This window comes from Mesorhizobium sp. M1399, assembly GCF_040317735.1.
Lineage (GTDB): Bacteria > Pseudomonadota > Alphaproteobacteria > Rhizobiales > Rhizobiaceae > Mesorhizobium.
Genome location: NZ_JAMYKZ010000012.1, coordinates 1 through 23,439, shown reverse-complemented (window position 1 = coordinate 23,439; position 23,439 = coordinate 1). Strand labels below are relative to the sequence as shown.

The window sequence follows — 23,439 nt, the reverse complement described above, 5'->3', positions numbered from 1 at the left end:
GCTGTGGTATCAGACCTTGGCGACGATCCGCATGAAGGCCGGCATGTCGTCGCCGAAGCCCACGGTCGCGTCATTGTCTTCCTGGCGCTGACGGGCAGGGCGCTCGCGCTGTGGCCTGGTATCGCCGCGTTCCGGCGCGCGCCGCTCGCTGCGATCGGGCGAAGCCTTCCGTTCAGGTGAAGCTTGGCGCTCGCTGTTTTCCGAGCGGATCGCCTCTTTGCGGGTACGCCGCTCGCCGATGTCGGCGACCGCGGCTTCGGCCACGACCGGCTGTTCCTCGCTCACCGCTTCCGGCGCCGTTTCCTCGCCACGTTTGGCGTGGCGTTCACGCGGCTTGCGCTCGCCCCTGTCCTTGGCGTCGTCCTTGCGCCCGGCGCGGCGTGGCGCACCACGGCCACGGCGGGGGGCCTCATCCTCGCCGCCTTCGCTGACGACGACCGTCGACAGGTCGCCGTCATGCCACTCGATCTTGGTGCCGATCAGCCGTTCGATGGCGTCGATGTATTTGGTGTCCGATTTGGTCGCGATGGTGAAGGATTTGCCGGAGCGTCCGGCGCGGCCGGTACGGCCGATGCGGTGGACATAATCCTCGGCGTGGATCGGCACGTCGTAGTTGAAGACATGGCTGACGTCGGGAATGTCGAGGCCGCGCGCCGCGACGTCCGAAGCAACGAGATAGCGCAGCTTGCCGTCACGGAAATTGGCCAGCATCTGCATGCGCGCGCGCTGGTCCATGTCGCCGTGCAGGGCGCCGGCGTCGAAATCATATTTCAGCAGCGAGCGGAACAGCTCCGACACCTCGACCTTGCGGTTGCAGAAGATGATGGCGTTCTTCAGCTCGGCATCCTCGGCCTTCATCAGATTGCGCAGCGTCTCGCGCTTGTCCCAAGGCTTTGGCCCGGATTTCACCAGCCGCTGGATGATGTTGGTGGCGGCCGATGCAGCCTTCGACACTTCGACGCGCACCGGCGCGTGCAGGAACTTCTCGGTGAGCTTGGTGATCTCCGGCGGCATCGTCGCTGAGAAGAACAGCGTCTGCCTGGTGAACGGGATCATCTCGCAGATGCGCTCGATGTCGGGGATGAAGCCCATGTCGAGCATGCGGTCGGCCTCGTCGATGACGAGGATCTCGACGCCATTGAGCAGGAGCTTGCCGCGCTCGCGATGGTCGAGCAGGCGGCCGGGAGTCGCGATCAGCACGTCGGCGCCGCGCTCGAGCTTCTTGTCCTGCTCGTCGAAGGACACGCCGCCGATCAGCAGCGCGATGTTGAGCTTGTGGTTCTTGCCGTATTTGACGAAGTTTTCCTCGACCTGTGCGGCAAGCTCGCGCGTCGGCTCGAGGATCAGCGTACGCGGCATGCGGGCGCGGGCGCGGCCCTTTTCCAGCCGGGTGAGCATCGGCAGGACGAAGGACGCCGTCTTGCCGGTGCCGGTCTGGGCAATGCCCAGCACGTCCTTGCCGAGCAAGGCGTGCGGGATAGCACCAGCCTGGATCGGCGTCGGCTCGGTGTAGCCGGCATCGGTAACTGCGGAAAGGACCTTCGGCGACAGGCCGAGGTCTGCGAAGGTCAACGCTTCTTGAGCGATCTGGGTGTCTGAGGACAAGTTTGGCTGTCTTTGGCTGGTTCGGGGGCGCAACATAAGCAGTCGCGGCAAGCGCCGCGCGCCTGCAAGATTGGTATTGCAGGTAGGCGCAAGCCTACGATTTGTCAACACAAACGGGCGGCATTGGCGCGATTGTGAAGTCGTAACCTTAATCGCGATGCTTAATTTGCGCAGTGGCTGCTGCGCCGGCTCAGTAGCGGAACTGTTCGGCGAGAATGCGCTCGTTCCACGAATGGTTGGGATCGAACAGCAGCGTCGCCGTCGCCGTCGGCGATTCCCTCACCGTGACCGTCGTCACCGCCTTGACCTCGGTGTGGTCGGCGGCGGCATTCACCGGCCGCTTTTCCGGCTCCAGAATGTCGAAACGCACGATCGCCTTGTTGGACAGCAGCGCGCCGCGCCAGCGGCGCGGACGAAACGGGCTGACCGGGGTCAGCGCCAGCAGCGGAGCGTCGAGCGGCAGGATCGGCCCGTGCGCCGACAGATTATACGCGGTCGAGCCGGCCGGCGTCGCAATCATAACGCCGTCGCAGTGCAATTCCTCCAGCCGCTCTTGCCCATCCACGGTGATGCGGATCTTGGCGGTCTGGTAGGACTGGCGCCAGAGCGCGACCTCGTTGATCGCCAGCGCCGAAATCGTCTCACCCTCCGCCGTCACCGCCTGCATCTCCAGCGGACGGATCGTTTCGGCGACCGCAGCTGCGATGCGCCCGGTCAAGCCGCTGGCGCGGTATTCGTTCATCAGGAAACCGATGGTGCCACGGTTCATGCCGTAGACCTTCTTTCCAGTGCTCATCGTCTCGCGCAGGGTCTGTAGCAGAAAGCCGTCGCCACCGAGCGCCACGACGATCCCGGCATCCTCGACGGATGCCTGGCCGTAGCGTGCCGAAAGGCTTTCCAGCGCTGCATTGGCGTCGGCTGTACCGGATGAGACGAAGGCGAAACGGCTGGCGGTTTTGCTCATGGCTCTCAACGACAACCGATTGGCAACGACCGATTGGTGGCGACCGGTTGCGGGGTCGCGCCAGCGCCGGGTTAGCATGGGCGGGCATTTCTGCAAAGGGAGGGAGGTGTCTTGAGATGGCGGCCAAACAGGGCGCACTCGCGCATCATGTCGGGGGACAAAATGATGTGATGGTTAAGACCTGCCTTAAACTCTCGTAAAGCCGGATCGATCATGTTAGCCGGCAGTGGATGGGCGGCGTGGGGCTAACCAGTCGAGGCCGATCTATTGCCGCTGGCACGCTTGATTATCGTCTTCCTGATGCTGGCAAGTTTTGCCCTGGCTTTCGCGGAACTGGTGCGCCAGTCGGAGGAAAAGAGTTTTAGACCCGAGCCCACGGCCTCACGCTGCGGCGACGCGGCGGGGACACCCTGCCCGCAAAGGGCGCTTTGACGCTACAACGCTAGTCCTTATCGGGCGAGCAGATGGCAGCCGGCCTGGCGCTTTTGCGCGAGATACTCGTCGACAAGCTGGCGATAGCGGACTTTGCCGAAGCTCGGGAAATGCCCGCCATGCACGACCGAGACATCGAGACCGCGCATACGAAGCAGCGTTTCGACATAGTCGTCGATATCGGAGTGATAAACGTCGTCGATCAGCGGGCCGTCATAGATGATGTCGCCGGAGAACAGGATGCCCGTCCTGTTTTCGTAGAGCGCAATGCCGCCGGGTGAATGGCCGGGCGTGTGGATGACCTCGAAGGCACGGTCGCCGAGATCGACGATGTCGCCTTGTTCGAGCAACCGGCCGGCTGGTGCGGGCAGGATCTGGTAGCGCTTCGTATCCCAGCCTTGCGGCATGCCGTCGAACATCTCCTCGGTGGCATAGCGGTCGGCAACCGTCCATTCGTTGCGCGGGTCGGCGAGGATCTCGGCCTCGGCCGGGTGCACGCAGCGGTCGGGAAATTCGTGATGGCAGCCGATATGGTCGAAATGCGTGTGGCTGGCCACGCAGGTGAGCTTGCGTTCCGTGACCAGCGGTACGTGGCGGCGCAGGCTGAAATGGCCGAGGCCGGTGTCGAACAGCAGGTCGCGGTCGCGGCCCCGCACATGCCAGATGTTGCAGCGGAAGAACGGCTTGATCCACGGCTCGTGGATCAGCGTCACGCCATCGCCCATGCGGATGCTCTCGTACCAGTTAGGAGCGTCGATAATTGGAAGCGTGTTCATGTTCAGTCCGCAAGCAGGATGATGTCGCCAGCATCGCACGATACGGCGACCACGTCGCCGGGCTGGACGGCCGATGCGGCGGGAACCTTGGCGATGAAGTGCAGCGCCGGGTCGGTCGTGGAGGTCCCCAGCACACGCTTGAAGCTACCCTGGAAGACGACGTCGCTGACCTTGATCATGCCAAGCGCTACAGCGCCGCCGATCGCACCGAGGACAAGATGCTCCGGCCGGATAGCCAGCGCAACCGTCGAGCCGGCCGGCAATGTGCCGGCCAGGGAGAGCGACCCAAGCTTCGTGGTGACGGTGATTTTGCCGCTCTTCGCCTCCGTCACCGTTCCCGATAACAGCGTGCTTTCGCCCATGAAGGTCGCGGAAAAGCGCGTCGCCGGCCGTGCATAGACGCGCTCCGGCGGTCCTTCATCCTCGATGCGCCCGTCATTCATCACCACGCAATGGTCGGCCAGCGCCATCGCCTCTTCCTGGTCGTGGGTGACGTGGATGAAGGCGGTGCCGACACGCTTCTGGATCGCCTTCAACTCGTCCTGCATCTGCCGGCGCAATTTGAGGTCGAGCGCACCGAGCGGCTCGTCGAGCAGGAGCACCGCCGGCTCGACCACCAGGGCGCGCGCCAGTGCCACGCGCTGCCGCTGCCCGCCGGAAAGCTGGTGCGGCTTCTTGTCGAAGGCGGTGGCCAGCCCAACCAGCGCCAGCGCCTCGCGCGCTCTCGCTGCCCGGGTTGCGCCATCGACGCCCTGCATGCGCAGACCGAAGCCGACATTGCTGCCGACGCTCATATGCGGGAACAGCGCATAATCCTGGAACACGGTCGTGGTCGGCCGCTTCGCCGGTGGCACGGCAGTGCAGTCCTCGCCGCGGATCAGCACCTTGCCTTCGCTCGGCGTGACGAAGCCGCCGAGGATGGACAAAAGCGTCGTCTTGCCGGAGCCGGACGGCCCAAGCAGGATCGTGTAGCTGCCCGGCTCGATCGTCAGCGAGACGTTCTTCAGCACCGTGTGCTGGCCGAAGCGATGCGAGACAGAGCTTATATCGACCAGTGGCGCGGTCATGCCGGCTTCCTCCGCAACAGCATCAGCTCGAACAATACCACCAGCACGATGGAGACGGCGAAGACCAGCGAGCCGACGGCGTTGGTCTTGGGATTGAGACCGGAGCGCAGCAGGTTCCAGATCTCGACCGGCAGCGTCGTGTCGAAGCGCGTCAACAGGAACGAGATGACGAATTCGTCCCAGGAGAAGGTCATCGACAGGAAGAAACCGGCGAAGATCGCCGGCGCCATCACAGGCACGGTGATCAGCAGCAGCACCTTCCATTCGGGCGCGCCGAGGTCGCGCGCGGCGCGCTCGATATTGATCTGGTGGTCGCCCATCTGACTGTAGACGATGGCAAAGCACAGCGGCAGGTTGATCACGACATGGCCGATGCCGGCGGCAAGAAGCGACTTCGGCACGCCGGCCCAGTTGAACAGCACCAGCAGCCCCATGCCGATGATGAGATAGCTGACGGTCAGTGGCAGCGTGATCAGTCCACGCATCAGGCCCGAGCCCGGCAAGGCGAAGCGTGCAAAACCCCAGGCCGAGAGAAAGCCGAGCGTGACGGCGACAGCCGAAGAGAGGACGGCAACCAGCAGCGAGTTGACCAGCGCCGAGGTGAGCCGCGTATCGGCGAGCACGGCCTCGTACCAGCGCAGCGACGGCCCGGTGAAGGGCGGGATCGGAAACGACGTCGCCTGCAGCGAAAACAGTATCAGCACAACCACCGGCAGGAAGATGAAGCCGTAGATGGCGATGGCGTAAAGGCCGGAGACGAGGCGGATGAGAGCGCGCATGGTCAAGCCCGCTCGATCTTCAGCCAGCGGGCGCAGGCGAGATAGGCGATGGTGACGACCGCCATCAGGATGATCGACAGCGCCGAGGCGAGCGGAAAGTCGCCGCGCCGGCCGATCTGCATCATGACGAGCTGCGGCATCAACAGCTCATTGTTGCCGCCGAGGATCTGCGGTGTGATGTAGTCGCCGATGCACAGCACAAAGGTGAGGAAGGCGCCGACCATGATGCCAGGCAGCGTCAGCGGCAGAACGACATGCAGGAATGTCCGGATCGGCCCGGCGCCGAGGTCGGCTGCGGCCTTGCGGTAGCTGGGGCTGAGCTGCTTCAGATTGGCGAAGATCGTCAGCGTCAACAGCATGACGAAGAAATGCACGAAGCCGGTGACGGTCGCTAGCCGCGTATTGGCAAGCTGCAGCGGTTCGCTGAACAGCCCGGAGCCGGTCAACGCGCGGTTGACGACGCCGTTCTGCGCCAGCACCAGCAGCCACGAATAGGAACGCACGACATAGGAGGTCCAGAACGGCAGCACCGCCAGCATCAGCGCCAGCCGCTGCCAGCGCTCCGGCACCTGCTCGGCCAGGATCCAGGCGAAGGGATAGGCAAGCAGCACCGAGATCACGGTGACGATGGCCGTGACCTGCAGCGAATTCACCATCGCCTGCCAGTAGGATGGATTGGCAAAAAACTGGCTGTAGTTGGATAGCGTGAAGCCGCCGCCTTCATGCGCCGTCAGGCTGGATACCGCCATGGCGACGAAGGGCAGCACGAAGAACAGCAGCGTCCAGCCGAGCGCCGGCGTGACCAGCGCCCAGGGTAGGGCACGCCCGCTGCTGGCGGAGTTCACGACCGGCAGCCGGTCATTGCGCCTGCAGCATTTCGGTCCAGACGTCCTGCATCTTCTTGTCGAGATCGGCATTCGGCGCCGGATAGGATTGCGCGCGGGCGAGGAATTCCTCCTGCTCGTCGAAGCGCAGGATCTTCTTCTGCTCGTCGCTCAGCGCCGCTTTGGTGTTGGCCGGCATGCCCCAATAGCAGGACGAGGTGGCGAGCCGCGCCTGGCCTTCGGGGCTCATAATGTACTGGATGAATTTAAGTGCCAGCTCCTTGTTCTTGGAATCCTTGAACATTGCAAGCGACTGCGACCACAGCACGGCGCCTTCTTTCGGGATAGAGAAGTCCAGCGCCGGGTTTTCCTTGGCCAGCCCCGCCGTCACCCATTCGCCGCCGCCGACCAGAATGTCGACCTCGCCGGTCGCCAGCGCCGTCTGGCTGGCGGTCACTTCGCCGACCAGCTTGGCGTTGGCCTTCATTTTGAGCAGCTCTTCCTTGATGGCGGGAAGGTCGGCTTCGGTCAGCTCGGCAGTCTTCTTGCCGATCGCCAGTGCGGCCATGCCGATGACCGGCAGGTAATAATCGTAGATGGCGATCTTGCCCTTGTATTTGTCGCCGGTCAGCGCCGCCATCGACTGCATGTCGGCCGGGTCGACTTTGGTCTTGTTGTAGCCGATCGTGTTGTAGCCGAACTTTTCGGTGATGCCGTAACGCTTGCCGTCGACGACGGTGGAGCTATCCATCTTCACCTGCGGAAACAGGTCGACCAGCGGCAGCTTGTCTTCCGGTAGCGGCTCGAACAGGCCTTTTTCGACGCCGCGCGGTACGTCGATGCTGTCGATCACCATCACGTCCCAGTCGCCGGGCTGTGATTGATCGACGATGGCCAGGCCGGCGCCGGTGCCTTCGAACTCCTTGACATTGACCTTGACGCCGTTGGCCTCCTCGAACGGCTGCAACAGCGCCGGATCGGCGTGATCGCACCAGATCAGCGCGTTCAGGTCCTGCGCCTGAGCGAGGCTGCCAGCCGCCAGCAGCAGTGCTGCCGCGGCGCACGCGCCTTGGAGATGGCTCTTCAGAACGGAAAGCGGGTTCCTGGTAATTGGATTGGGGGTCTTTGGATTGATGGACATCGAGTGTTCTCCCTTGCCTTTTTGGCTTGTGGCAAAAAATTGAACCAATTCTAAAATTGAGTCAATTCTGTTTTCGTGGCAAACAGCCGCTATGAGCGGATTGCGGGCAAGGCAGAAGGCGGATCGGCACCGCCGCATCATCGAGGCGGCAGCGGACCTATTCCGCGATGCCGGTTATGAAGGCGCCAAGATCGAGACCATCGCGGCGCAGGCCGAAGTCTCGGTCGGCACGATCTACAATTACTACCAGAACAAGGGCGACATCCTCGGCGCCATCGTCTCGCTGGAGGTCAACGAGGTGCTCAATGCCGGGCGCGGCGTCGTCGCCAACCCGCCGGCCAATGTCGGCGACGCGCTGGATACGCTGCTCGGCATCTATATCGAACATTCGCTGCATTATCTCAGCAAGGAGATGTGGCGGCAGGCGATGGCGATCTCGACGCAACTGCCGGACAGCCCGTTCGGCCAGGCCTATACCGCGCTCGACCGGGCACTGACCGAGCAGATCCGTGCGCTGATCGCCCGCCTGCAGGCGCTCGGCCTGGTGCGCCGCGACATCGACGGGCCGGCGCTCGGCGAACTCATCTTCAACAACATGAACATGATGTTCATCGAATTCGTGAAGCGCGAGGAGGCGAGAATTGCCGAACTGCGCACGGCGATACGCAGGCAGAACAGGATATTGGTGGCGGCGATTGGGGTTTGACTGCAGTCACCCAGCCGAAAGACCTGCCCGAGCGAGGGCTTCGGGCGCCGGCGTGACGTGCCCGTGCGGCTTGCAGTAGACGGGGTCGATCGCGTGATAGCCAAGCAGATGGCCGAGTGGCGCCAGGATCCCCAGCGCCACTCGCTGAATCGCAGGTGGCGGGTGCGTGAAGACGATCACGTCGGCAAATTCCCTGGCGATGACCGCCGCCTGAAGCGGCGAAGGCCTGCCTTTTTTGTCCACCTTGCCGGCATTGGCCAGGCCGAAGAGCATGCCAATCAGCAGCTCGAAACGGTTCGGGTCGATATCGTCCGCACCCGGCGCCCGGTCGACTTCGACCAGGGCATGCGCTTCTTCGGTTTTGCTGCTGTTCCACCAATCATGTGCGACGCCTGCTTCGATCGCGGCGGATTGGCCAGGCCCCAGAGACAAAGTCTTCCCGGCGATGCAAGCATCGAGCCGGCCGCCGAGGACGGTAAACCGTTCCGTCAGGTTCGGGTGGAAGTGCTCGCCCACCACTGCGGCTCCCGGCCGAGCGGTCAGATGGGCGATGCCTGGCCCATCTCCGCGGTCTTCCGTGCCACGCAGGATGACAGCATATTCGCCGGTCACCTTGTTCTCGTAGACATCTCCACAGCGTGACATGGATCAGCTCGTGGGTTCATAGCATCAGCGCCGCCAACTATACGGTTGAAGGCATGGTGCTTCAACGCCTACAGGCGCCGACGTTCTGTTAACACAGGCGCGACGCCCTACCGAACATGCTTTGGAGGCCGCGCTCGCGGAAACGGCACGACCGTCAGCGGCGCCTTGCGGAATTCCGCGATGGCTATTTCTTCAATCAGCGCGTCGAGGGCCTCGTTGACGCGCCGGCTCGTTTCATCCGCGCCGCAGAGGCGGTTTTGTGCGCACTCCAAAAGCTCGCGCGCCGCGGCGAAATCGCTTCGCATGACAACACCCTTTGGTTTTTGGCCCGCCGCACCGACATTGTCGGCGCGCTTAATTGAGCGAGTGCTAATATACACAGGAGCAATTTAATCGAATGGTACGAGATGGCCGAGGCCGGGAGAGCGGGCCGAAACGACGGCTCTGCAACGGCGAAGACACGCCCGGGCTCAGCGTTTCCAGATATGAGATGCTAGCTCGTTGTCTGGCGACAGATTTTGCCAGCAATTTCACGGAAGTTTCTGGTGACCCGACGAGGACGGTCCCGACACGTACGCCCCTAGTACGATCTTGGGCGGCTTAGATATTCTCTGGCGGCGGCAATCTGGCGTCGATGCTCGCGGAGGAAAGCCGCGCCGAAACAAATCGCAAAGGCCAGTACGGAAAGGCTTGTCGTTGCTCTTGATGCTGGATCGGGATCGGGACTTATCAGGAAACGGAAACCAAGCGCGAAGGCGAAGACGATAAGGCCGCCAAACATACCGTTGATGAAGGGGGCGGTCGTGCGTTTCTGCTCCAACGAAGACTCCTAGGTTTTCCGCTAGGGAACTATGGTTTCCGCTAGGGAATATATGCGTTGAAGCTGATGTGCTACCGATCTGACGGCCCCGGCCTGTGGATATCGGGGACGAGCAGATATCAAGCGCCCCGGAGGTCTCAAGAAGCCCGCACTGGTGCCCCCGGACGGAATCGAACCGCCGACCTTCGGTTTACAAAACCGCTGCTCTACCAGCTGAGCTACAAGGGCACGGCGCTCGGGTTAGCATATTTGCTGCGCCAGTAAAGACAAAACTCCGTTTTCGGCTGCCGCGACCGCGCCGGTTCTGCCGCCAGGGCGTCCTGAAAACGGCCAATTCGCTTCCTATATTGACCGAAGGTGCAATCGCATCAGCGAGGCTGTCGCATGATCAGGTTTGTCATCATTCTCCCGCTCGTCGTCGTGGCCTGGGTTCTCCTGGTGAAGCTCGTCAGGGATCTGAAGCGCGCCAATATCGACTGGACCGGCGTCACCACCATCATCGGCTTCATCGCGCTCGCCTTCTGGCTTCGCCATATCACCGGCATGGGCTGAGGTCTGCCGATTGTTCCGGTGAACTGTCGACCGGCGACTGTTCGTGGTCGCGGCCGACGCATCAGGCCGGGCGATTTCTCCCTTCGAGAAAAAATCCAAAAAGATCTTCGAACCTTTTTCCTTGTTGCGACGACTGACGGTCAAGAGGCGGTGGGTCGCCTCTCACAACAAGGAGATCGTCATGTTCAAACGCACCATCGTTTCCGGCCTCGTCGCCACCACCGTCGCCGCCGCCATGCTGGTTGGTACGGTTCAGCCTTCGGCCGCCCATCACAAGCACAAGCACCTCGGCATCGGCATTGCTGCAGGTGTCGGCGGCTTCCTGCTCGGCAGCGCGCTCGCCCAGCCGCGCACCGTCTATATCGAGGAAGACGGCGGCTCCTGGCATGTCCGGCGCTGCCTCAATCGCTACCAGAGCTACGACCCGTACTCGGACACCTATGTCGGGTACGACGGTTATCGCCATCGCTGCCACCTTTGAGAGCCACTACCGCCCGTTTTGAGAGGAGGTGACCGTTTCAGGCAACCGGAAGAAGGGGCATCCCACCGCCCCTTTTTCTGTATGTCTGAGTTCCTATTCGAATGGTCGACTGCCAATGTCGGCATAGCTCATCATTTTTGAATTGGGCGCCGTCGACGAAACTGCCAATCTCCCCCCTTGCGGGGGAGATGCCCGGCAGGGCAGAGGGGGTGCTGCCCCGCACTACTTGTCAATAGATGACAGTCAAGCCTACGCCAATTCCCAGTTGGAGTGGCTGAACATCGACGTCGGCGATCCTTCGCACCCCCGTCTGTCCTGCCGGACATCTCCCCCGCAAGGGGGGAGATTGGATTGCCGCACGGCTTTCGCCAATCGCCAACACTGAAAACTGCCTTATCCCGCCGTTCGGCTCTTGCCGATGTACAGGGGTTTCCCAGCAGCCTAATCTACAAGCCGAACAGCAATCTACTGCCGAGCCGAAACAGGGAGAGGGCGCTTGGGCGAACACGATCCGAACGAAGAGCCGATCGAGACGATTTTCCGCAACGGCACAATCACCACCGTCGGCATCCTGCTGGCGTTCTCGCTGGGCTTCATCACGCATTGGGCCGCCAACCCGATACCATGGGAAATCTATCACCTGGCCGCCGTCGTGCCGATTTTGATCGGCATTGCCCTGCAGATACGAGCGCTGCGGTTGCTGCTCGATATAACGTCTCTACAACGGCGCGTTTATGAACGCGCCAATCGTATCTTCATTGCCGGCCTCATCTTCACCGCCTGCGGAGTTGGGCTGGCGATGCTGCTTGATTTCTACGACCTGTCGACCAAGAGCGCGGTGCCCGGGGCCTAGCTCTGGCCATCCTGGCAGATGTCGCACCATTCGGCGCTGGTCAGCGCTGCCATGCGCTCGGTTCGCTGCCAAGGCCGGGAGGGGTCGGCAGCCCGCCGATCATCCTCGTCACCTCCGCCGCCGCATCGCGCACCAACGGGCCGATCTCGGCCAACCGTTCCGGCGTGACGCGCACCGTCGGCCCGGAGACCGAAACGCCGCCAATCGGCTCGCCGAATTCGTTGAAGATGGCGGCGGCAACGCAGCGCATACCCGGATGCCGCTCCTCGTCGTCGACCGACCAGCCGCGCAGCTTGATCGTCACCAGGTCGCGGGCGAGAGCCGAGATGTCGGACAGCGTGTTTTCAGTGAAGCGCTCCAGGCCGGCTCGGCGCAGGATGGTGGCGACGCGTTCCGGCTCGAGATGCGCCAGCACTGCCTTACCGATGCCCGAGGCATGGAAGGAACTGCGCGTGCCCGGCCGGAAGAAGGCGCGGATCGCCTGGTGTGTTTCGACCTGGCTGACGAAGACGACGCAATCGTCCTCGGCGACGCCGAGATTGGCGGTCTCGCCGGTCTTCTCCATCAATTCCTGCATGACGATGCGGGCGCGATCGACCAGCTTGCGGCGGCGCAGGAACGCCGCGCCCATGCGATAGGTTTCGACGCCGATCGACCACAGCTGGTCGGTGCCGTCGAACTCGACCATGCCATGGTTCTCCAGCGTCGTCAGCATGCGGTAGGCGGTGGATGCCGGCAGACCGGAATTGGCGGCGATCTCGCTCAGCGACAGGCCACTGCCATCGGCCACGATCGCCAGGATGCGCAACGCCCGGTCCAGCGACTGCACCGAGGCGGCCTCGGACGGCCCGTTGAAGGCGCGTGGCCGGCCGCGCTGCCGTTTTTCAGTGGTTTCCATGGATCCATTCTTCCCCTGTTCGCCCAAGCAAGCAATGAAAAAGTTTTTCATCGATTTGCGAAGCGAATTCATGGAAAACAGAAAGGCCAATCAATTCAATTCACAAGAGCCGCTCTCTAGAAATGAAAAAATATTCTGAAAAAATTGAAAAGTAGTCGGCGCACTGGCATCATCGGCCATCAACAATTCCGTGGAGGCTGACATGGCCAAGATGCGCGCAGTCGACGCAGCGGTTCTCGTCCTCGAAAAGGAAGGCATTTCCTGTGCCTTCGGCGTGCCGGGTGCTGCGATCAACCCGCTTTATTCGGCGCTGAAGGCGAGGGGCAGTATCCGCCACATCCTTGCGCGGCACGTCGAGGCGGCTTCGCATATGGCCGAAGGATTTACCCGCGCCAGATCGGGCAATATCGGTCTGTGCATCGGCACTTCGGGTCCCGCCGGCACCGACATGATCACCGGCCTCTATTCGGCCGCTGCCGATTCCATCCCGATCCTCTGCATCACCGGGCAGGCGCCGCGGGCTCGCCTCAACAAAGAGGATTTCCAGGCTGTCGACATCGCCGCCATCGCCGCGCCCGTCGCCAAATGGGCTGTTACCGTCATGGAACCCTATCTGGTGCCGATGGCGTTGCAGAAGGCGTTCCATCTGATGCGCTCGTCGCGGCCGGGGCCGGTTCTCGTTGATCTGCCGGTCGATGTGCAACTGGCTGAGATCGAGTTCGACATCGATGCTTATGAGCCGCTGGTGCCGTTCAAGCCGGCAATGTCGCGCGCTCAGGCGGAGAAGGCCCTGAAAATGCTCAATGCGGCCGACAAGCCGCTGATCGTCGCCGGTGGCGGCATCATCAACGCCGATGCGTCGGACCTGTTGATCGAATTCGCCGAAGTCACCGGCGTGCCTGTCATTCCGACGCTGATGGGCTGGGGCGCGATCCCCGACGACCACCGCCTGATGGCTGGCATGTGCGGGCTGCAGACCTCGCACCGCTACGGCAATGCGACGATGCTCGAAGCCGATTTCGTATTAGGCATCGGCAACCGCTGGGCCAACCGCCACACCGGTTCGGTCGACGTCTACACCAAGGGCAAGAAATTCATCCACGTCGATATCGAACCGACGCAGATCGGCCGCGTCTTCGCGCCGGACCTTGGCGTCGTCTCGGACGCCGGTGCGGCGCTTAAAATGCTGCTCGACGTCGCCACCGAATGGAGGACGGCCGGGAAATTGCGCGACTGGTCGGGCTGGGCCGGCGAATGCCGGCAGCGCAAGAAGACGATGAAGCGCAAGACGCATTTCGACCAGGTGCCGCTGAAGCCGCAGCGCATCTACGAGGAGATGAACAAGGCGTTCGGCCGCGACACCACCTACGTCACCACGATCGGCCTGTCGCAGATCGCCGGGGCGCAGTTCCTGCATGTCTATAAGCCGCGCAACTGGATCAATTGCGGCCAGGCCGGGCCGCTCGGCTGGACATTGCCGGCGGCGCTCGGCGTTCGCGCCGCCGATCCGGACCGTACCATTGTCGCACTTTCCGGCGATTATGATTTCCAGTTCATGATCGAGGAACTGGCAGCCGGCGCGCAGCACAGACTGCCCTACATCCATGTCGTCGTGAACAATGCCTATCTCGGCCTGATCCGCCAGGCGCAGCGCGGGTTTTCGATGGATTTCGAAGTCAGCCTGGCCTTCGAGAACGTCAATCGACAGGGCGATGCCGAAGCTGGCTACGGCGTCGACCACGTCGCTGTCGCCGAGGCGATGGGCTGCAAGGCCGTCAGGGTGCGCAAGCCGGAGGAATTCGCCGGTGCCTTCGAGGAGGCGCAGCGCCTGATGAACGAGCACCAGGTTCCGGTTGTGCTCGAATTCATCCTCGAGCGCGTCACCAACGTTTCGATGGGCACCGAAATCGACAAGATCACCGAGTTCGAGGAGCTTGCCGAGCATCACGAAGACGCGCCGACGGCGATCGTCATGCTCGACTAGCTGTTTTATGAGGAATTACTGCCATGCCACGGTTTTCAGCCAATCTTTCGATGCTCTTTGGCGAGCACGACTTCCTCGACCGCTTCGATGCCGCCGCCCGAGCGGGCTTTAGGGGTGTCGAGTATATCGGCCCCTATGACCATGCGCCGGATGTCGTTGTGGCAAGGTTGAAGCAGAACGGGTTGACGCAGGTCCTGTTCAACCTGCCTGCCGGTGACTGGGCCAAGGGCGAGCGCGGCATCGCGATCCTGCCGGACCGCATCCCGGAGTTCCGGCAAGGCATTGCCAAGGTCGTCACCTACGCGCACGCGCTGGGTTGCGAGCAGGTCAATTGCCTCGCCGGCATCGCGCCGCAGGGCGTCGATCGCTCCGTGCTGGAAGACGTCTTCGCCGAAAATCTGGCTTTCGCGGCGGAAAAGCTGGAGCAGGCCGGCATCCGGCTGCTGATCGAGCCGATCAACACCCGCGATATCCCGGGCTTCTTCCTGAATTACTCGGACCAGGCGCTGGCGCTGATCGACCGCGTCGGCTCGAAGAACCTGTTCCTGCAATACGACATCTATCACATGCAGATGATGGAGGGGGATCTCGCCCGTACCATCGAGGCAAACCTCAACCGCATCGCGCATATCCAGCTTGCGGACAATCCTGGCCGTCATGAGCCGGGGACGGGCGAGATCAATTTTCCTTTTTTATACAAGCACATCGACAGGATCGGGTACCCCGGCTGGGTCGGGGCGGAGTACAAGCCGAAGGGCGGAACGGAAGCCGGGCTCGGGTGGTTTCGGGACGGGGCCGGGCAGGGGAGTGCGGCGGCATAGACGCTACGTATCGCACGTCGCGTTCCTGCGCGCCCCCTCTGGCCTGCCGGCCATCTCCCCCACAAGGAGGGAGATTGGATGTCACCGCCGCTTTCGCCAATTTTCGAGGTCGGGAAAGTTTAACGGCCGGAGCGCGAACTGCCGATCTCCCCACTCGTGGGGAGATGGCCGGCAGGCCAGAGGGGGGCGCGCAGGAACGCCGCCTTAACAAGAAACGGAGAAAGACATGGAAACCATCGGCTTCATCGGACTCGGCATTATGGGCGCGCCGATGGCGGGGCATCTGCTCAATGCTGGCTATCACCTCGTCGCCAGCGACCACCGCTCGAAACCGCCGGCGGATCTGGTCACCAGGGGATTAAAGACCATCACCGGCCATGACGCTGTCGCCCGTGCCGCCGACATCGTCATCACCATGGTTCCGGACACGCCGCAGGTGGCCGATGTGCTGTTCGGCGAGAATGGCGTCGCGTCCGGCTTGACCAAAGGCAAGCTGGTCATCGACATGAGCTCGATCTCGCCGATCGAGACCAGGGCATTTGCAAAAAAAATCAATGATCTCGGCTGCGACTATCTCGATGCGCCGGTGTCGGGCGGCGAGGTCGGCGCCAAGGCGGCTTCGCTGACGATCATGGTTGGCGGTGAGGAAAAAGCCTTCGAACGCGCCAGGCCCATCTTCGAGAAGCTTGGCAAGAACATCACTCTGGTCGGACCCAACGGCGTCGGCCAGACCACCAAGGTCGCCAACCAGATCGTCGTTGCGCTGACCATCGAGGCCGTCGCCGAAGCGCTTGTTTTTGCATCGAAAGCCGGCGCCGACCCGGCCAAGGTCAGGCAGGCGCTGATGGGCGGGCTCGCAAACTCGCGCATCCTGGAAGTGCATGGCGAGCGCATGATCAAGCGCACTTTCGCGCCCGGCTTCCGCATCGAACTCCACCAGAAGGACCTGAATCTCGCCCTTGAAGGCGCGAAAGCGCTCGGCGTCGCCCTGCCCAACACTTCAACGACGCAGCAATTGTTCAACTCGTGCGCGGCGAATGGCGGGTCAAAGGAGGATCATTCGGCGCTGGTCAGGGCTTTGGAAAGAATGGCGAACTTCCAGATTGGCTAGAGAGTTTGCTGGCTGCTGCCAGTCAATTTGAACTTACCGACATTGGCAGCTATCCGCTCAAGGGCTGGGACAAGCGTGCCGTTCTCGAACGCTTCGCTAAGAGCTCCGTCAACCCACCTTTCATCGGCCAAGTTGCTGGCGACCCGATAATGGATCTCTGTGACGTCCATGGAGGCCAGGGCTTCGGCGTTCTCCGGCAACCAACTCTCCCGGCCGGCGTTGACGTCGAGAAATTTTCCAAAATCGGCTGGATTCTCAAGGCCGTGGACAAGCTGGAATATGTCATCCATCACGGCGTGGTAGCGGTCGTTCGCCTCGTCATAAAACTCCGGCGGAGTGAGTGTTCTTAATGTGCCGATCGTACTCGCGAGAAGCGCGAGCCATTCTCCCTGGTTTGAAAACGCCTTTAACATACCAATCGCTCGATCAATCCGCCGAAAGAAACTTCCTCGCCGCATAAAGCGCCACCGCCGCCGCATTCGACACGTTGAGCGAGCGGATGGCGCCGGGCATGTCGAGCCGGGCCAGCGTCGTCACCGTCTCGCGCGTCTTCTGGCGCAGGCCCTTGCCTTCGGCGCCGAGCACCAGCGCTATTCTGTCGCCGGAAAAACTCTTTTCAAGCTCCGCCGGTCCATCCGAATCGAGACCGATGGTCTGGAATCCGGCATCGTGCAGCTGGCCGAGCGCATCGGCGAGGTTCTTTACCTCGATTTGGTCGATATGCTCGAGCGCGCCGGAGGCCGACTTCGCCAGCACGCCGGATTCCTGCGGGCTGTGGCGCGCCGTGGTGATCAGTGCGCCGGCACCGAAGGCCACCGCCGAGCGCAGGATCGCGCCGACATTGTGCGGATCGGTGATCTGGTCGAGCACCAGCACCAACCTGGTGTCGCCGAGCGCATCGAGGCGTTTCGGTTTCAGCGGCTCGGCCTCGATCAGCACGCCCTGGTGCACGGCATCCGAGCCGGTGACCTTGTCGATGTCCCTGGGTTCGACCAACTCCGCCTTGAAGGGCAAAGCGCCGAGATCGGCGATTGCCAGCCGCTCGGCAGCGTTGCGCGTCACCAGCATTTTCTTGATCTTGCGGCGCGGATTGTCGAGTGCGGCCCGCACCGTGTGCAGCCCGTAAAGCCGCACCAGCCCGTCCGCCGCGTTCTCCCCGGGCGGCACCGGCTGGCGTGGCCTGAACGCCGGCGCGCCGCCGCTCTTCTCGTCGCGATGCGCGCGGCGCAGCTTGGCGTAGTGGGTATCTTTCGGGGTCTTCGATTTGTTATCGTTGCTCATGGCGGCCTCTATAGCCGTGTCGTCCGGCGATGGATACAGCTGCACAAGGTGCTTGTCAGGCGAGGTGCGAAATTCAGCGCTTTTTGCCGGGCTGTTGTGGTTGACAGTTTTGGGCGCTGCCGCCATAAGGCGCTTCGCGGAAGGGCTGCTTTGGCGGCCGCGACGCGTCGATGCCTCGTTGCATGGCTCCGGCGGCAGACTGGAGAGGTGCCCGAGTGGTTAAAGGGGACGGACTGTAAATCCGTTGGCTATGCCTACGTTGGTTCAAATCCAACCCTCTCCACCACTGCCGGCCCGGAAGCCCTGAAACGCAGAGCGAGCGTCGGAGCGTATCCGATGCTTGACTGAAAGGCGCGGGTATAGCTCAGTGGTAGAGCAGCAGCCTTCCAAGCTGAATATGCGGGTTCGATTCCCGCTACCCGCTCCAGATTTCCCGCAGCCGCGGCGTCCCTCGCGCACGATCCCGAAGCAGGCACTGCCAAGTGAAGCGCTTTGCCGATAATTCAAAGTGTTGGTTGCGCGTCCAGACGGACGCGCAACGACCTTAATCCGTTGTTTTATGCATGTCGTTGTACCAAACCGCAGGCGGTGTTGGGCGACATGCCTTAACTCGCGAATTTGCTGAATATGGACGCGAGCTGGTTCTGCTGCGGCACTTGCCCGTTCGGCGTCAGCTGGTCGACAAGCCCTGGCAAGGCTGCGGACAGTTGCTTGAGCAGGTCCTGCTGGTTCAGCCCCGTCCTTTGCGCGATCTCCTGAATGATTTGTGGCCCGAGAGCGCTGCCCAGATCGCTGGGGTTGATCGGCTGGTTCTGACCGGTACCGACCCACGAATTGGCGACGTTGCCGTGGCCGGCGTCCTTCAGTTTGTCGAGCAGGCCGCCCAGACCGCCGAGCAGGCCGCCATCGGCGGATGCTGTTGTATCAGGCGGGACGGGGGCAGGGCTTTGCGTTGCCTCCGGCTGGGCGGAACTTCCACCGCTCAGCATTTTTCCCACCAAAAGTGCGCCGAGCGCGATCATCAGCGGCTTGGCGACGTTGCCGCCGGGAACGGCATTGTCAAACAGTCCCATTGTGGATCTCCATGTCAAATTGCCCGTCCGTCTCCGACAATGACGCATCCATGGCGAATTTCAAGCCGGTTTGAGCTTTCCGTAATCATGATTTTCAAGTTGGCTTGAGCTTTGCTTAATAATGTGGAAGTAATCGAGCGCGGGGAACGGAGAGGAAAAATGTCAATATTAAGCTGGATTATTCTCGGCGTCATCGCCGGCTTCATAGGCAGCAAGATCGTCAATAAAAGCGGGCAAGGCCTTGTGCTCGACATCGTGCTCGGGATTGTCGGGGCCATCGTCGGAGGGCTCATCTTCAGCGCGTTTGGCGCGTCGGGCGTTACCGGGCTCAACATCTATAGCCTGATCGTAGCCGTGGTCGGTGCCGTGGTTGTCCTCTGGGCCTATCATCAGTTCAGCGGCAAGAGGGCTCTATAGAAGCCGTCCGGCAGTTGCGTCGGCATTCGGGTGAATGCCGACCGCCTATCTGATCCTTCTGAGGATTTCGCGGATCAGCGTGTTGAGGCCGGCTTCCAGCCCTCTCACCATGATCGGCCATAGTTCCTCCAGCAATCGCTGCCATACGGCATCCCGCCCAATCCTCACCGGCAGATTTGGCATCGAGCTCATTGCCGCCGTCACGTCGCGGCGCAGCCGCTCGCCGCAGCCGCTTGCGCCGCTGATCGTCGGATCGAAAGGCAGCCGGGTGAAATCCCATTTTCCGCGTTGCTCGATGCCGAGATTGCTTTCGACCTCGGCGTGCGAGAGCACCGTTTTGGGCGTGACCTTGATGCGGTAATATTTGCAGAGTTCGGCGACAACCGCGGTCATCGCGTCCCACTGCGCCCTGGTCATCGGATAGCGGCCGGCATCGAACGGCCTTTCCTCCGCCCCGGCCATGCAACAGAGCGAAACCCCGATCGAGCCGCCGTTGCAGTTGAGCGTGTGCGCGGCATATCCCGGTTTTACCCGGCCGGAATTGAGCGCGATCGAAGGCCGGCCCCTGACCAGACGGCCATTCCCCTCGACCAGTATGTGATATGCATCCTTCTCGGTATCGCCGGCCGAATGCGAGCCCGCCGTCCAATGGCAAATGACGCGCCTCATCGCAACATTGGGCAACCACTCGGGCGGTAATGCCACAGAAATCCCCGCGACATAGGTTCGGTGACGGAGCACAGTATAGTTTCTTTGGCGACGGACGCGAAAACGAAACGATAATTTGGTTGAGCGTTTTCTAACGGTCAGCTATTCGTCGGCATCTCCAGCGACCACGTGTTCTTCATATTGCGGCAGGTCGTCGGTGATCGTGAACCACTTCGCCTTGGAGCCGACAAAGATGTGCTGCGTCGGGCGGATGGTCGGCTCGTCGACCAGGGTTCCCATGGCGACATGCACGAAGGCACCGCCGCGGACCACCGAATAGAGCAACGAGCCGCAAGTCTTGCAGTGCGCGTTATGGCCGGTTTCGTCGCCGAAGATCATGAGATTGTCCTCGCCCCTGGTCAGGCTCAGCCTGTCGCGTTCGATGCCGGCGAATGGCTTGAACGCCGAACCGGTGGTGCGCCGGCAGTTCGAGCAGTGGCAGTTCGCGGCATAGATGAACGCGTCCGCCACCGCATACTGAACGGCGCCGCACAGGCACTTTCCGGTGAGCGTGCGGTTGCTTGCATTCTGGTTGCTTTCCGGGCTTGCCATGCGCTTCTCCACTTCCGCTCTAGGCGACGACAGTCAACCGGCGCTTGCGCTCGTCGAGCGAGACGATTGTCAACCCGCTGGCCACCACCAGCAGGATACCGCAGATGGCCAGCGCATTCGGGAGTTGCCGGAATACCACCAGGCCCGAAATCACCGCCCAGACGGTGAAGCAATAGTAGAACGGCGCCACCACGCTGGTCGGCCCGACCCGATAGGCCATGAAGATGAAGAAGTGGCCGAAGATCAGGAACAGTCCGGCCCCCGCCATCAGCAGCAGGTGATGGGTTTCAGGCACGACCCACTGCTCGGAAAGCAGATGCGCGACGCCGGCGCCGGCGAGCACCACGACCACCGCGGAAATGGCAACAACCATCCCCGGCACCTCGGCGGCGACCTTGCGTCCCGCCAGATCGCGTGCCGCGGACAGAGCGGCATTGCCCAGCGCCAGCAGGGCGTAGACCGAAATCCCCTGCATCGTCGGTTGTGCCACCATCACCGCGCCGATAAAGCCAAGGCCGATCAGCGCCAGCCGCACCCCGCCGATCCGTTCGCCAAACAGGATCGAGGAGCCGACCAGCATCAGCAAGGGTGTGATCTGCCCAAGCGCGGTCGAATCGGCGATCTGCATGTTGGCGAGCGCCACCACGTAGCAAAGGATAGCACCCAGTTCGAGCAGGTTCCTGCGCAACACCTTCGCGTCGAGGATCAGCGGGATCTGCTTGCCATGGCCCAGCATGAACAGCAGCGGAATGCCCCACAATGTTGCCGCAGCGCCGCGCAGGAACAGCACCTCATAGGGCGGCAGTCCCGCGGTTGCGAGCTTCATCATCGTGTCGTTCACGATGTAGGACCCGGTCGAAACGACCATGAACAGCGGGCCTCGGATGGCAGTCGGGATGAAATGCATGGGCCGACGAAATCAGACCGGCGCAGCAGCGGCAATGGGCCAGCGGCAAGCGAACGGATTTCCAGCGGCAAGCGAACGGATTATGGCTTCAATTCACGTTGAGCGCTCCAGCCCGCGAAGCCAAGCGTGTCGGAAAAGCCTGCCATGCGCGGCCGACCACCAGGCCTGACACAAGCAGCGCCGAGAGAAAGGCGGTGGCCAGGTGGTCCGAGGGGCCCGAGACGAGCAGAATTCCGGCAGCGATCACGACAGCGCTTTCTTTCGCCGAAAATCCTGATTTTCCTAGAAACGCCAGCGGGATGGCAAGAGCCACGAAATCATAGATGAACGCGTAAGGCGAAGCGAGAATCGTCACGGTTGCGAGCGCTGCTGCCTTGACGTCGAACGCCACTTTTTGACGCCATATCCAGACAATGCCGGCGCTCAGAACTGCGATGAGCAGGCCCTGCGCGGTCCATGCGAGCGTCCAATTCCACCCAAGCGCGCGGACAAAACCGTAGAGGCTTTGAAGCTTGGAGAAGTCAGCCCTACCATCGACGAGAATGGTGCCGTTGACCTTGGCGGCGGCATCGAAGAAATCGGACCAAATCTCGGCGCCGAAGAGGCCGATGGAAAGCATGATCATGACGGTGGTGGAAACAGCGGCCCAACCGATCACTCGCCAAAAGCCTCCGGCGATGAGCGCAAGCGGGATCATCAGACCGAATTGCGGCTTATAGGTGAGCAGGCCGAAGCAGAGGCCGGCCAGCGCGGGGCGTTTTTCGATCGAGGCGATGGCTGCGCCAAGCAACGCAGCGGTAATGAAGCCGTTTTGGCCGACCACGGTATTCCAAAGCACGGGGGGCCAGGCCATGGCTGCCAGAATCGCAACGCGTGTGTTCCCGATCAGCCGTATGGCGGCGGCGTAGAGCGTTATCCCGGTCGCCATCCATGCAACCAATGCAGCCGGATAGGATAGCAACGCCGGTGCGGCGGTCACGATCAGGAAAGTCGGAGGATACTGCCATGAAAAATAGCCGTCGAAGGTAGCACCGCTTTCAGCGGTCGCGATGCTCTTGTGCAGGTCCCAATTATAGGCATCGGCGGCATGGCCTTGCAGGACAAGCTTGCCAGCCCCCCAGAATGCGATGAAGTCGGTCGCCAGCGGCCGCCCGTTTTCGTCGAACAGCCAGCTGCCGATCAATATCGAAATGCCAAGCACGCCGATGTAAGTGCAGATCAAGCCGCATATGGCCAGATAGATCAGACGTTGCAGGTTCTGCCCTGTCGCGATGGTGGCAATCCGCATGATGCTCATTTACCCGCAAGTGCCCAGGCGCCATTCTGCTCCAGTGTCATTAAGCCAGTCTCATTAAGGGAGTGTCATTAAGGGTTTGTGGCGCCTCCGGCCTTGGGTCGTGCCCATCTTACATTTCCGTCTTGCCATTCCCATATCGGCCACATCCCCTAAATCGGATCATGGGTTCGAACCGAGTGAGCCGCGCTCAGCCACAAGGCACTTGTGTTTTTCGGCCTTAGTCGCTAATCGCCCCGCATTCGACTGAACTGAAGGTCCAGGCCGTCCTTAGGCCGTCCAAGGAAAGAGACTATGGCAAAAGGTAAATTCGAGCGCACTAAGCCTCATGTGAACATTGGCACGATTGGTCACGTCGACCACGGCAAGACGTCGCTGACGGCGGCGATCACCAAGTATTTTGGCGAATACAAGCGCTACGACCAGATCGATGCGGCGCCGGAAGAGAAGGCGCGCGGCATCACCATTTCGACGGCACACGTCGAATACGAGACGGCTGCCCGCCACTATGCCCATGTCGACTGCCCCGGCCACGCCGATTATGTGAAGAACATGATCACCGGTGCCGCGCAGATGGACGGCGCGATCCTGGTCGTGTCGGCCGCCGACGGCCCGATGCCGCAGACCCGCGAGCACATCCTGCTTGCCCGCCAGGTCGGCGTGCCGTCGATCGTGGTGTTCTTGAACAAGGTCGACCAGGTCGACGACGCCGAGCTGCTCGAGCTGGTCGAGCTCGAGGTGCGTGAGC

Annotated in this window: 27 protein-coding genes and 3 tRNA genes; 11 read left to right on the top strand and 19 right to left on the bottom strand. The window is 62.0% G+C overall.

Going from position 1 to position 23,439, the window contains the following annotated elements:
- Window positions 1-9 precede the first annotated feature (9 nt).
- From NKH05_RS21410 to NKH05_RS21380, 7 genes are all read right to left on the bottom strand, one after another.
- Complete coding sequence (locus NKH05_RS21410; protein WP_031193535.1) at window positions 10-1,605, bottom strand: DEAD/DEAH box helicase; 1,596 nt, start codon at window positions 1,603-1,605, stop codon at window positions 10-12.
- 190 nt (window positions 1,606-1,795) lie between these two features.
- Window positions 1,796-2,569, bottom strand: coding sequence for an NAD kinase (locus tag NKH05_RS21405; protein WP_352492517.1), 774 nt, complete (start codon window positions 2,567-2,569; stop codon window positions 1,796-1,798).
- Window positions 2,570-3,018: 449 nt separating this feature from the next.
- On the bottom strand, window positions 3,019-3,777 hold the full coding sequence (locus NKH05_RS21400) for an MBL fold metallo-hydrolase (protein WP_352844912.1): 759 nt from the start codon (window positions 3,775-3,777) through the stop codon (window positions 3,019-3,021).
- Between the two features lie 2 nt (window positions 3,778-3,779).
- Window positions 3,780-4,844 carry an ABC transporter ATP-binding protein gene (locus NKH05_RS21395; protein ID WP_352496186.1) on the bottom strand — a complete coding sequence of 355 codons (1,065 nt, stop codon included), beginning with the start codon at window positions 4,842-4,844 and terminating at the stop codon, window positions 3,780-3,782.
- Window positions 4,841-5,623, bottom strand: a complete 783-nt coding sequence (locus tag NKH05_RS21390) for an ABC transporter permease (protein ID WP_023717499.1) — start codon at window positions 5,621-5,623, stop codon at window positions 4,841-4,843. The genes NKH05_RS21395 and NKH05_RS21390 overlap by 4 nt, the downstream gene beginning before the upstream one ends.
- Before the next feature lie 2 nt (window positions 5,624-5,625).
- Window positions 5,626-6,468, bottom strand: a complete 843-nt coding sequence (locus tag NKH05_RS21385) for an ABC transporter permease (protein ID WP_023717500.1) — start codon at window positions 6,466-6,468, stop codon at window positions 5,626-5,628.
- 13 nt (window positions 6,469-6,481) lie between these two features.
- Window positions 6,482-7,588, bottom strand: coding sequence for a polyamine ABC transporter substrate-binding protein (locus NKH05_RS21380; RefSeq protein ID WP_353026013.1), 1,107 nt, complete (start codon window positions 7,586-7,588; stop codon window positions 6,482-6,484).
- A 91-nt stretch (window positions 7,589-7,679) separates the two neighbouring features.
- On the opposite strand from NKH05_RS21380, the gene NKH05_RS21375 reads away from it, so the two are divergent.
- Entirely contained in the window at window positions 7,680-8,294 is a 615-nt protein-coding gene (locus NKH05_RS21375) for a TetR/AcrR family transcriptional regulator (RefSeq protein WP_352587612.1), read from the top strand.
- A gap of 6 nt (window positions 8,295-8,300) precedes the next feature.
- Here the strand turns inward: NKH05_RS21375 and NKH05_RS21370 are convergent, their stop codons facing one another.
- The 4 genes from NKH05_RS21370 to NKH05_RS21355 all read right to left on the bottom strand — a co-directional run bounded on the left by NKH05_RS21370 (window position 8,301) and on the right by NKH05_RS21355 (window position 9,987).
- Entirely contained in the window at window positions 8,301-8,939 is a 639-nt protein-coding gene (locus NKH05_RS21370; RefSeq protein ID WP_353026012.1) for a cupin domain-containing protein, read from the bottom strand.
- Between the two features lie 107 nt (window positions 8,940-9,046).
- Complete coding sequence (locus NKH05_RS21365) at window positions 9,047-9,244, bottom strand: hypothetical protein (protein ID WP_084641813.1); 198 nt, start codon at window positions 9,242-9,244, stop codon at window positions 9,047-9,049.
- Between the two features lie 275 nt (window positions 9,245-9,519).
- A complete protein-coding gene (locus NKH05_RS21360; RefSeq protein WP_031193539.1) occupies window positions 9,520-9,759 on the bottom strand; it encodes a hypothetical protein in 240 nt (79 codons plus the stop codon).
- Window positions 9,760-9,911: 152 nt separating this feature from the next.
- Window positions 9,912-9,987, bottom strand: a tRNA-Thr gene (locus tag NKH05_RS21355).
- A 156-nt stretch (window positions 9,988-10,143) separates the two neighbouring features.
- On the opposite strand from NKH05_RS21355, the gene NKH05_RS21350 reads away from it, so the two are divergent.
- The 3 genes from NKH05_RS21350 to NKH05_RS21340 all read left to right on the top strand — a co-directional run bounded on the left by NKH05_RS21350 (window position 10,144) and on the right by NKH05_RS21340 (window position 11,645).
- Window positions 10,144-10,311 carry a hypothetical protein gene (locus NKH05_RS21350; protein ID WP_023717505.1) on the top strand — a complete coding sequence of 56 codons (168 nt, stop codon included), beginning with the start codon at window positions 10,144-10,146 and terminating at the stop codon, window positions 10,309-10,311.
- Window positions 10,312-10,354: 43 nt separating this feature from the next.
- Window positions 10,355-10,792: a BA14K family protein gene (locus tag NKH05_RS21345; RefSeq protein WP_353026011.1), complete on the top strand. Its 438-nt coding sequence runs from the start codon at window positions 10,355-10,357 to the stop codon at window positions 10,790-10,792.
- Between the two features lie 496 nt (window positions 10,793-11,288).
- Window positions 11,289-11,645, top strand: coding sequence for a hypothetical protein (locus NKH05_RS21340; protein ID WP_352484569.1), 357 nt, complete (start codon window positions 11,289-11,291; stop codon window positions 11,643-11,645).
- 40 nt (window positions 11,646-11,685) lie between these two features.
- Here NKH05_RS21340 and bhcR read toward each other — a convergent pair whose 3' ends face one another.
- Window positions 11,686-12,543: an HTH-type transcriptional regulator BhcR gene (bhcR, locus tag NKH05_RS21335; protein WP_352496179.1), complete on the bottom strand. Its 858-nt coding sequence runs from the start codon at window positions 12,541-12,543 to the stop codon at window positions 11,686-11,688.
- Window positions 12,544-12,745: 202 nt separating this feature from the next.
- On the opposite strand from bhcR, the gene gcl reads away from it, so the two are divergent.
- From gcl to NKH05_RS21320, 3 genes are all read left to right on the top strand, one after another.
- Window positions 12,746-14,527 carry a glyoxylate carboligase gene (gene gcl / locus NKH05_RS21330; protein WP_352496178.1) on the top strand — a complete coding sequence of 594 codons (1,782 nt, stop codon included), beginning with the start codon at window positions 12,746-12,748 and terminating at the stop codon, window positions 14,525-14,527.
- A 23-nt stretch (window positions 14,528-14,550) separates the two neighbouring features.
- Window positions 14,551-15,348, top strand: a complete 798-nt coding sequence (gene hyi / locus NKH05_RS21325) for a hydroxypyruvate isomerase (protein ID WP_352496177.1) — start codon at window positions 14,551-14,553, stop codon at window positions 15,346-15,348.
- A gap of 226 nt (window positions 15,349-15,574) precedes the next feature.
- The gene (locus NKH05_RS21320) at window positions 15,575-16,459 is read left to right on the top strand and encodes a 2-hydroxy-3-oxopropionate reductase (RefSeq protein ID WP_353026009.1); all 885 of its coding nucleotides are present in this window, start codon (window positions 15,575-15,577) and stop codon (window positions 16,457-16,459) included.
- Here NKH05_RS21320 and NKH05_RS21315 read toward each other — a convergent pair.
- Both NKH05_RS21315 and NKH05_RS21310 read right to left on the bottom strand, forming a co-directional pair.
- On the bottom strand, window positions 16,456-16,872 hold the full coding sequence (locus NKH05_RS21315; protein ID WP_352587600.1) for a DUF6508 domain-containing protein: 417 nt from the start codon (window positions 16,870-16,872) through the stop codon (window positions 16,456-16,458). The two genes, NKH05_RS21320 and NKH05_RS21315, sit on opposite strands and share 4 nt — an antisense overlap.
- 13 nt (window positions 16,873-16,885) lie before the next feature.
- Complete coding sequence (locus NKH05_RS21310; RefSeq protein ID WP_352587597.1) at window positions 16,886-17,740, bottom strand: TrmH family RNA methyltransferase; 855 nt, start codon at window positions 17,738-17,740, stop codon at window positions 16,886-16,888.
- 201 nt (window positions 17,741-17,941) lie between these two features.
- Here NKH05_RS21310 and NKH05_RS21305 point away from each other — a divergent pair.
- Window positions 17,942-18,026, top strand: a tRNA-Tyr gene (locus NKH05_RS21305).
- A 67-nt stretch (window positions 18,027-18,093) separates the two neighbouring features.
- A tRNA-Gly gene (locus tag NKH05_RS21300) sits at window positions 18,094-18,167 on the top strand.
- A gap of 178 nt (window positions 18,168-18,345) precedes the next feature.
- On the opposite strand, the gene NKH05_RS21295 is transcribed toward NKH05_RS21300, so the two are convergent.
- Entirely contained in the window at window positions 18,346-18,813 is a 468-nt protein-coding gene (locus tag NKH05_RS21295; protein ID WP_023717512.1) for a YidB family protein, read from the bottom strand.
- 159 nt (window positions 18,814-18,972) lie between these two features.
- On the opposite strand from NKH05_RS21295, the gene NKH05_RS21290 reads away from it, so the two are divergent.
- Window positions 18,973-19,230: a GlsB/YeaQ/YmgE family stress response membrane protein gene (locus NKH05_RS21290; RefSeq protein WP_023717513.1), complete on the top strand. Its 258-nt coding sequence runs from the start codon at window positions 18,973-18,975 to the stop codon at window positions 19,228-19,230.
- A 45-nt stretch (window positions 19,231-19,275) separates the two neighbouring features.
- On the opposite strand, the gene NKH05_RS21285 is transcribed toward NKH05_RS21290, so the two are convergent.
- The 4 genes from NKH05_RS21285 to NKH05_RS21270 all read right to left on the bottom strand — a co-directional run bounded on the left by NKH05_RS21285 (window position 19,276) and on the right by NKH05_RS21270 (window position 22,694).
- Entirely contained in the window at window positions 19,276-19,899 is a 624-nt protein-coding gene (locus NKH05_RS21285) for a peptidoglycan recognition protein family protein (RefSeq protein WP_023717514.1), read from the bottom strand.
- 141 nt (window positions 19,900-20,040) lie between these two features.
- Window positions 20,041-20,490, bottom strand: a complete 450-nt coding sequence (locus NKH05_RS21280; RefSeq protein WP_023717515.1) for a GFA family protein — start codon at window positions 20,488-20,490, stop codon at window positions 20,041-20,043.
- 19 nt (window positions 20,491-20,509) lie between these two features.
- Window positions 20,510-21,397, bottom strand: coding sequence for a DMT family transporter (locus NKH05_RS21275; RefSeq protein WP_353026008.1), 888 nt, complete (start codon window positions 21,395-21,397; stop codon window positions 20,510-20,512).
- A gap of 88 nt (window positions 21,398-21,485) precedes the next feature.
- The gene (locus NKH05_RS21270) at window positions 21,486-22,694 is read right to left on the bottom strand and encodes a glycosyltransferase family 87 protein (RefSeq protein WP_353026006.1); all 1,209 of its coding nucleotides are present in this window, start codon (window positions 22,692-22,694) and stop codon (window positions 21,486-21,488) included.
- A gap of 291 nt (window positions 22,695-22,985) precedes the next feature.
- Between NKH05_RS21270 and NKH05_RS21265 the strand changes: the two genes are divergently transcribed.
- Window positions 22,986-23,439, top strand: a 454-nt coding sequence (locus NKH05_RS21265) for a GTP-binding protein (protein WP_352710581.1), incomplete at its 3' end; no start/stop codon positions are given.

Bases quoted from the DNA above. Each gene is read 5' to 3' on its own strand.
- NKH05_RS21365 (WP_084641813.1), bottom strand. From the start codon at position 9,244: ATGCGAAGCGATTTCGCCGCGGCGCGCGAGCTTTTGGAGTGCGCACAA.
- bhcR (WP_352496179.1), bottom strand. From the start codon at position 12,543: ATGGAAACCACTGAAAAACGGCAGCGCGGCCGGCCACGCGCCTTCAAC.
- NKH05_RS21290 (WP_023717513.1), top strand. From the start codon at position 18,973: ATGTCAATATTAAGCTGGATTATTCTCGGCGTCATCGCCGGCTTCATA.
- NKH05_RS21275 (WP_353026008.1), bottom strand. From the start codon at position 21,397: ATGCATTTCATCCCGACTGCCATCCGAGGCCCGCTGTTCATGGTCGTT.
- NKH05_RS21320 (WP_353026009.1), top strand. From the start codon at position 15,575: ATGGAAACCATCGGCTTCATCGGACTCGGCATTATGGGCGCGCCGATG.
- NKH05_RS21280 (WP_023717515.1), bottom strand. From the start codon at position 20,490: ATGGCAAGCCCGGAAAGCAACCAGAATGCAAGCAACCGCACGCTCACC.
- NKH05_RS21310 (WP_352587597.1), bottom strand. From the start codon at position 17,740: ATGAGCAACGATAACAAATCGAAGACCCCGAAAGATACCCACTACGCC.
- NKH05_RS21315 (WP_352587600.1), bottom strand. From the start codon at position 16,872: ATGTTAAAGGCGTTTTCAAACCAGGGAGAATGGCTCGCGCTTCTCGCG.
- NKH05_RS21370 (WP_353026012.1), bottom strand. From the start codon at position 8,939: ATGTCACGCTGTGGAGATGTCTACGAGAACAAGGTGACCGGCGAATAT.
- gcl (WP_352496178.1), top strand. From the start codon at position 12,746: ATGGCCAAGATGCGCGCAGTCGACGCAGCGGTTCTCGTCCTCGAAAAG.
- NKH05_RS21285 (WP_023717514.1), bottom strand. From the start codon at position 19,899: ATGAGGCGCGTCATTTGCCATTGGACGGCGGGCTCGCATTCGGCCGGC.
- NKH05_RS21375 (WP_352587612.1), top strand. From the start codon at position 7,680: ATGAGCGGATTGCGGGCAAGGCAGAAGGCGGATCGGCACCGCCGCATC.
- NKH05_RS21400 (WP_352844912.1), bottom strand. From the start codon at position 3,777: ATGAACACGCTTCCAATTATCGACGCTCCTAACTGGTACGAGAGCATC.
- hyi (WP_352496177.1), top strand. From the start codon at position 14,551: ATGCCACGGTTTTCAGCCAATCTTTCGATGCTCTTTGGCGAGCACGAC.
- NKH05_RS21405 (WP_352492517.1), bottom strand. From the start codon at position 2,569: ATGAGCAAAACCGCCAGCCGTTTCGCCTTCGTCTCATCCGGTACAGCC.
- NKH05_RS21270 (WP_353026006.1), bottom strand. From the start codon at position 22,694: ATGAGCATCATGCGGATTGCCACCATCGCGACAGGGCAGAACCTGCAA.
- NKH05_RS21390 (WP_023717499.1), bottom strand. From the start codon at position 5,623: ATGCGCGCTCTCATCCGCCTCGTCTCCGGCCTTTACGCCATCGCCATC.
- NKH05_RS21350 (WP_023717505.1), top strand. From the start codon at position 10,144: ATGATCAGGTTTGTCATCATTCTCCCGCTCGTCGTCGTGGCCTGGGTT.
- NKH05_RS21295 (WP_023717512.1), bottom strand. From the start codon at position 18,813: ATGGGACTGTTTGACAATGCCGTTCCCGGCGGCAACGTCGCCAAGCCG.
- NKH05_RS21395 (WP_352496186.1), bottom strand. From the start codon at position 4,844: ATGACCGCGCCACTGGTCGATATAAGCTCTGTCTCGCATCGCTTCGGC.
- NKH05_RS21380 (WP_353026013.1), bottom strand. From the start codon at position 7,588: ATGTCCATCAATCCAAAGACCCCCAATCCAATTACCAGGAACCCGCTT.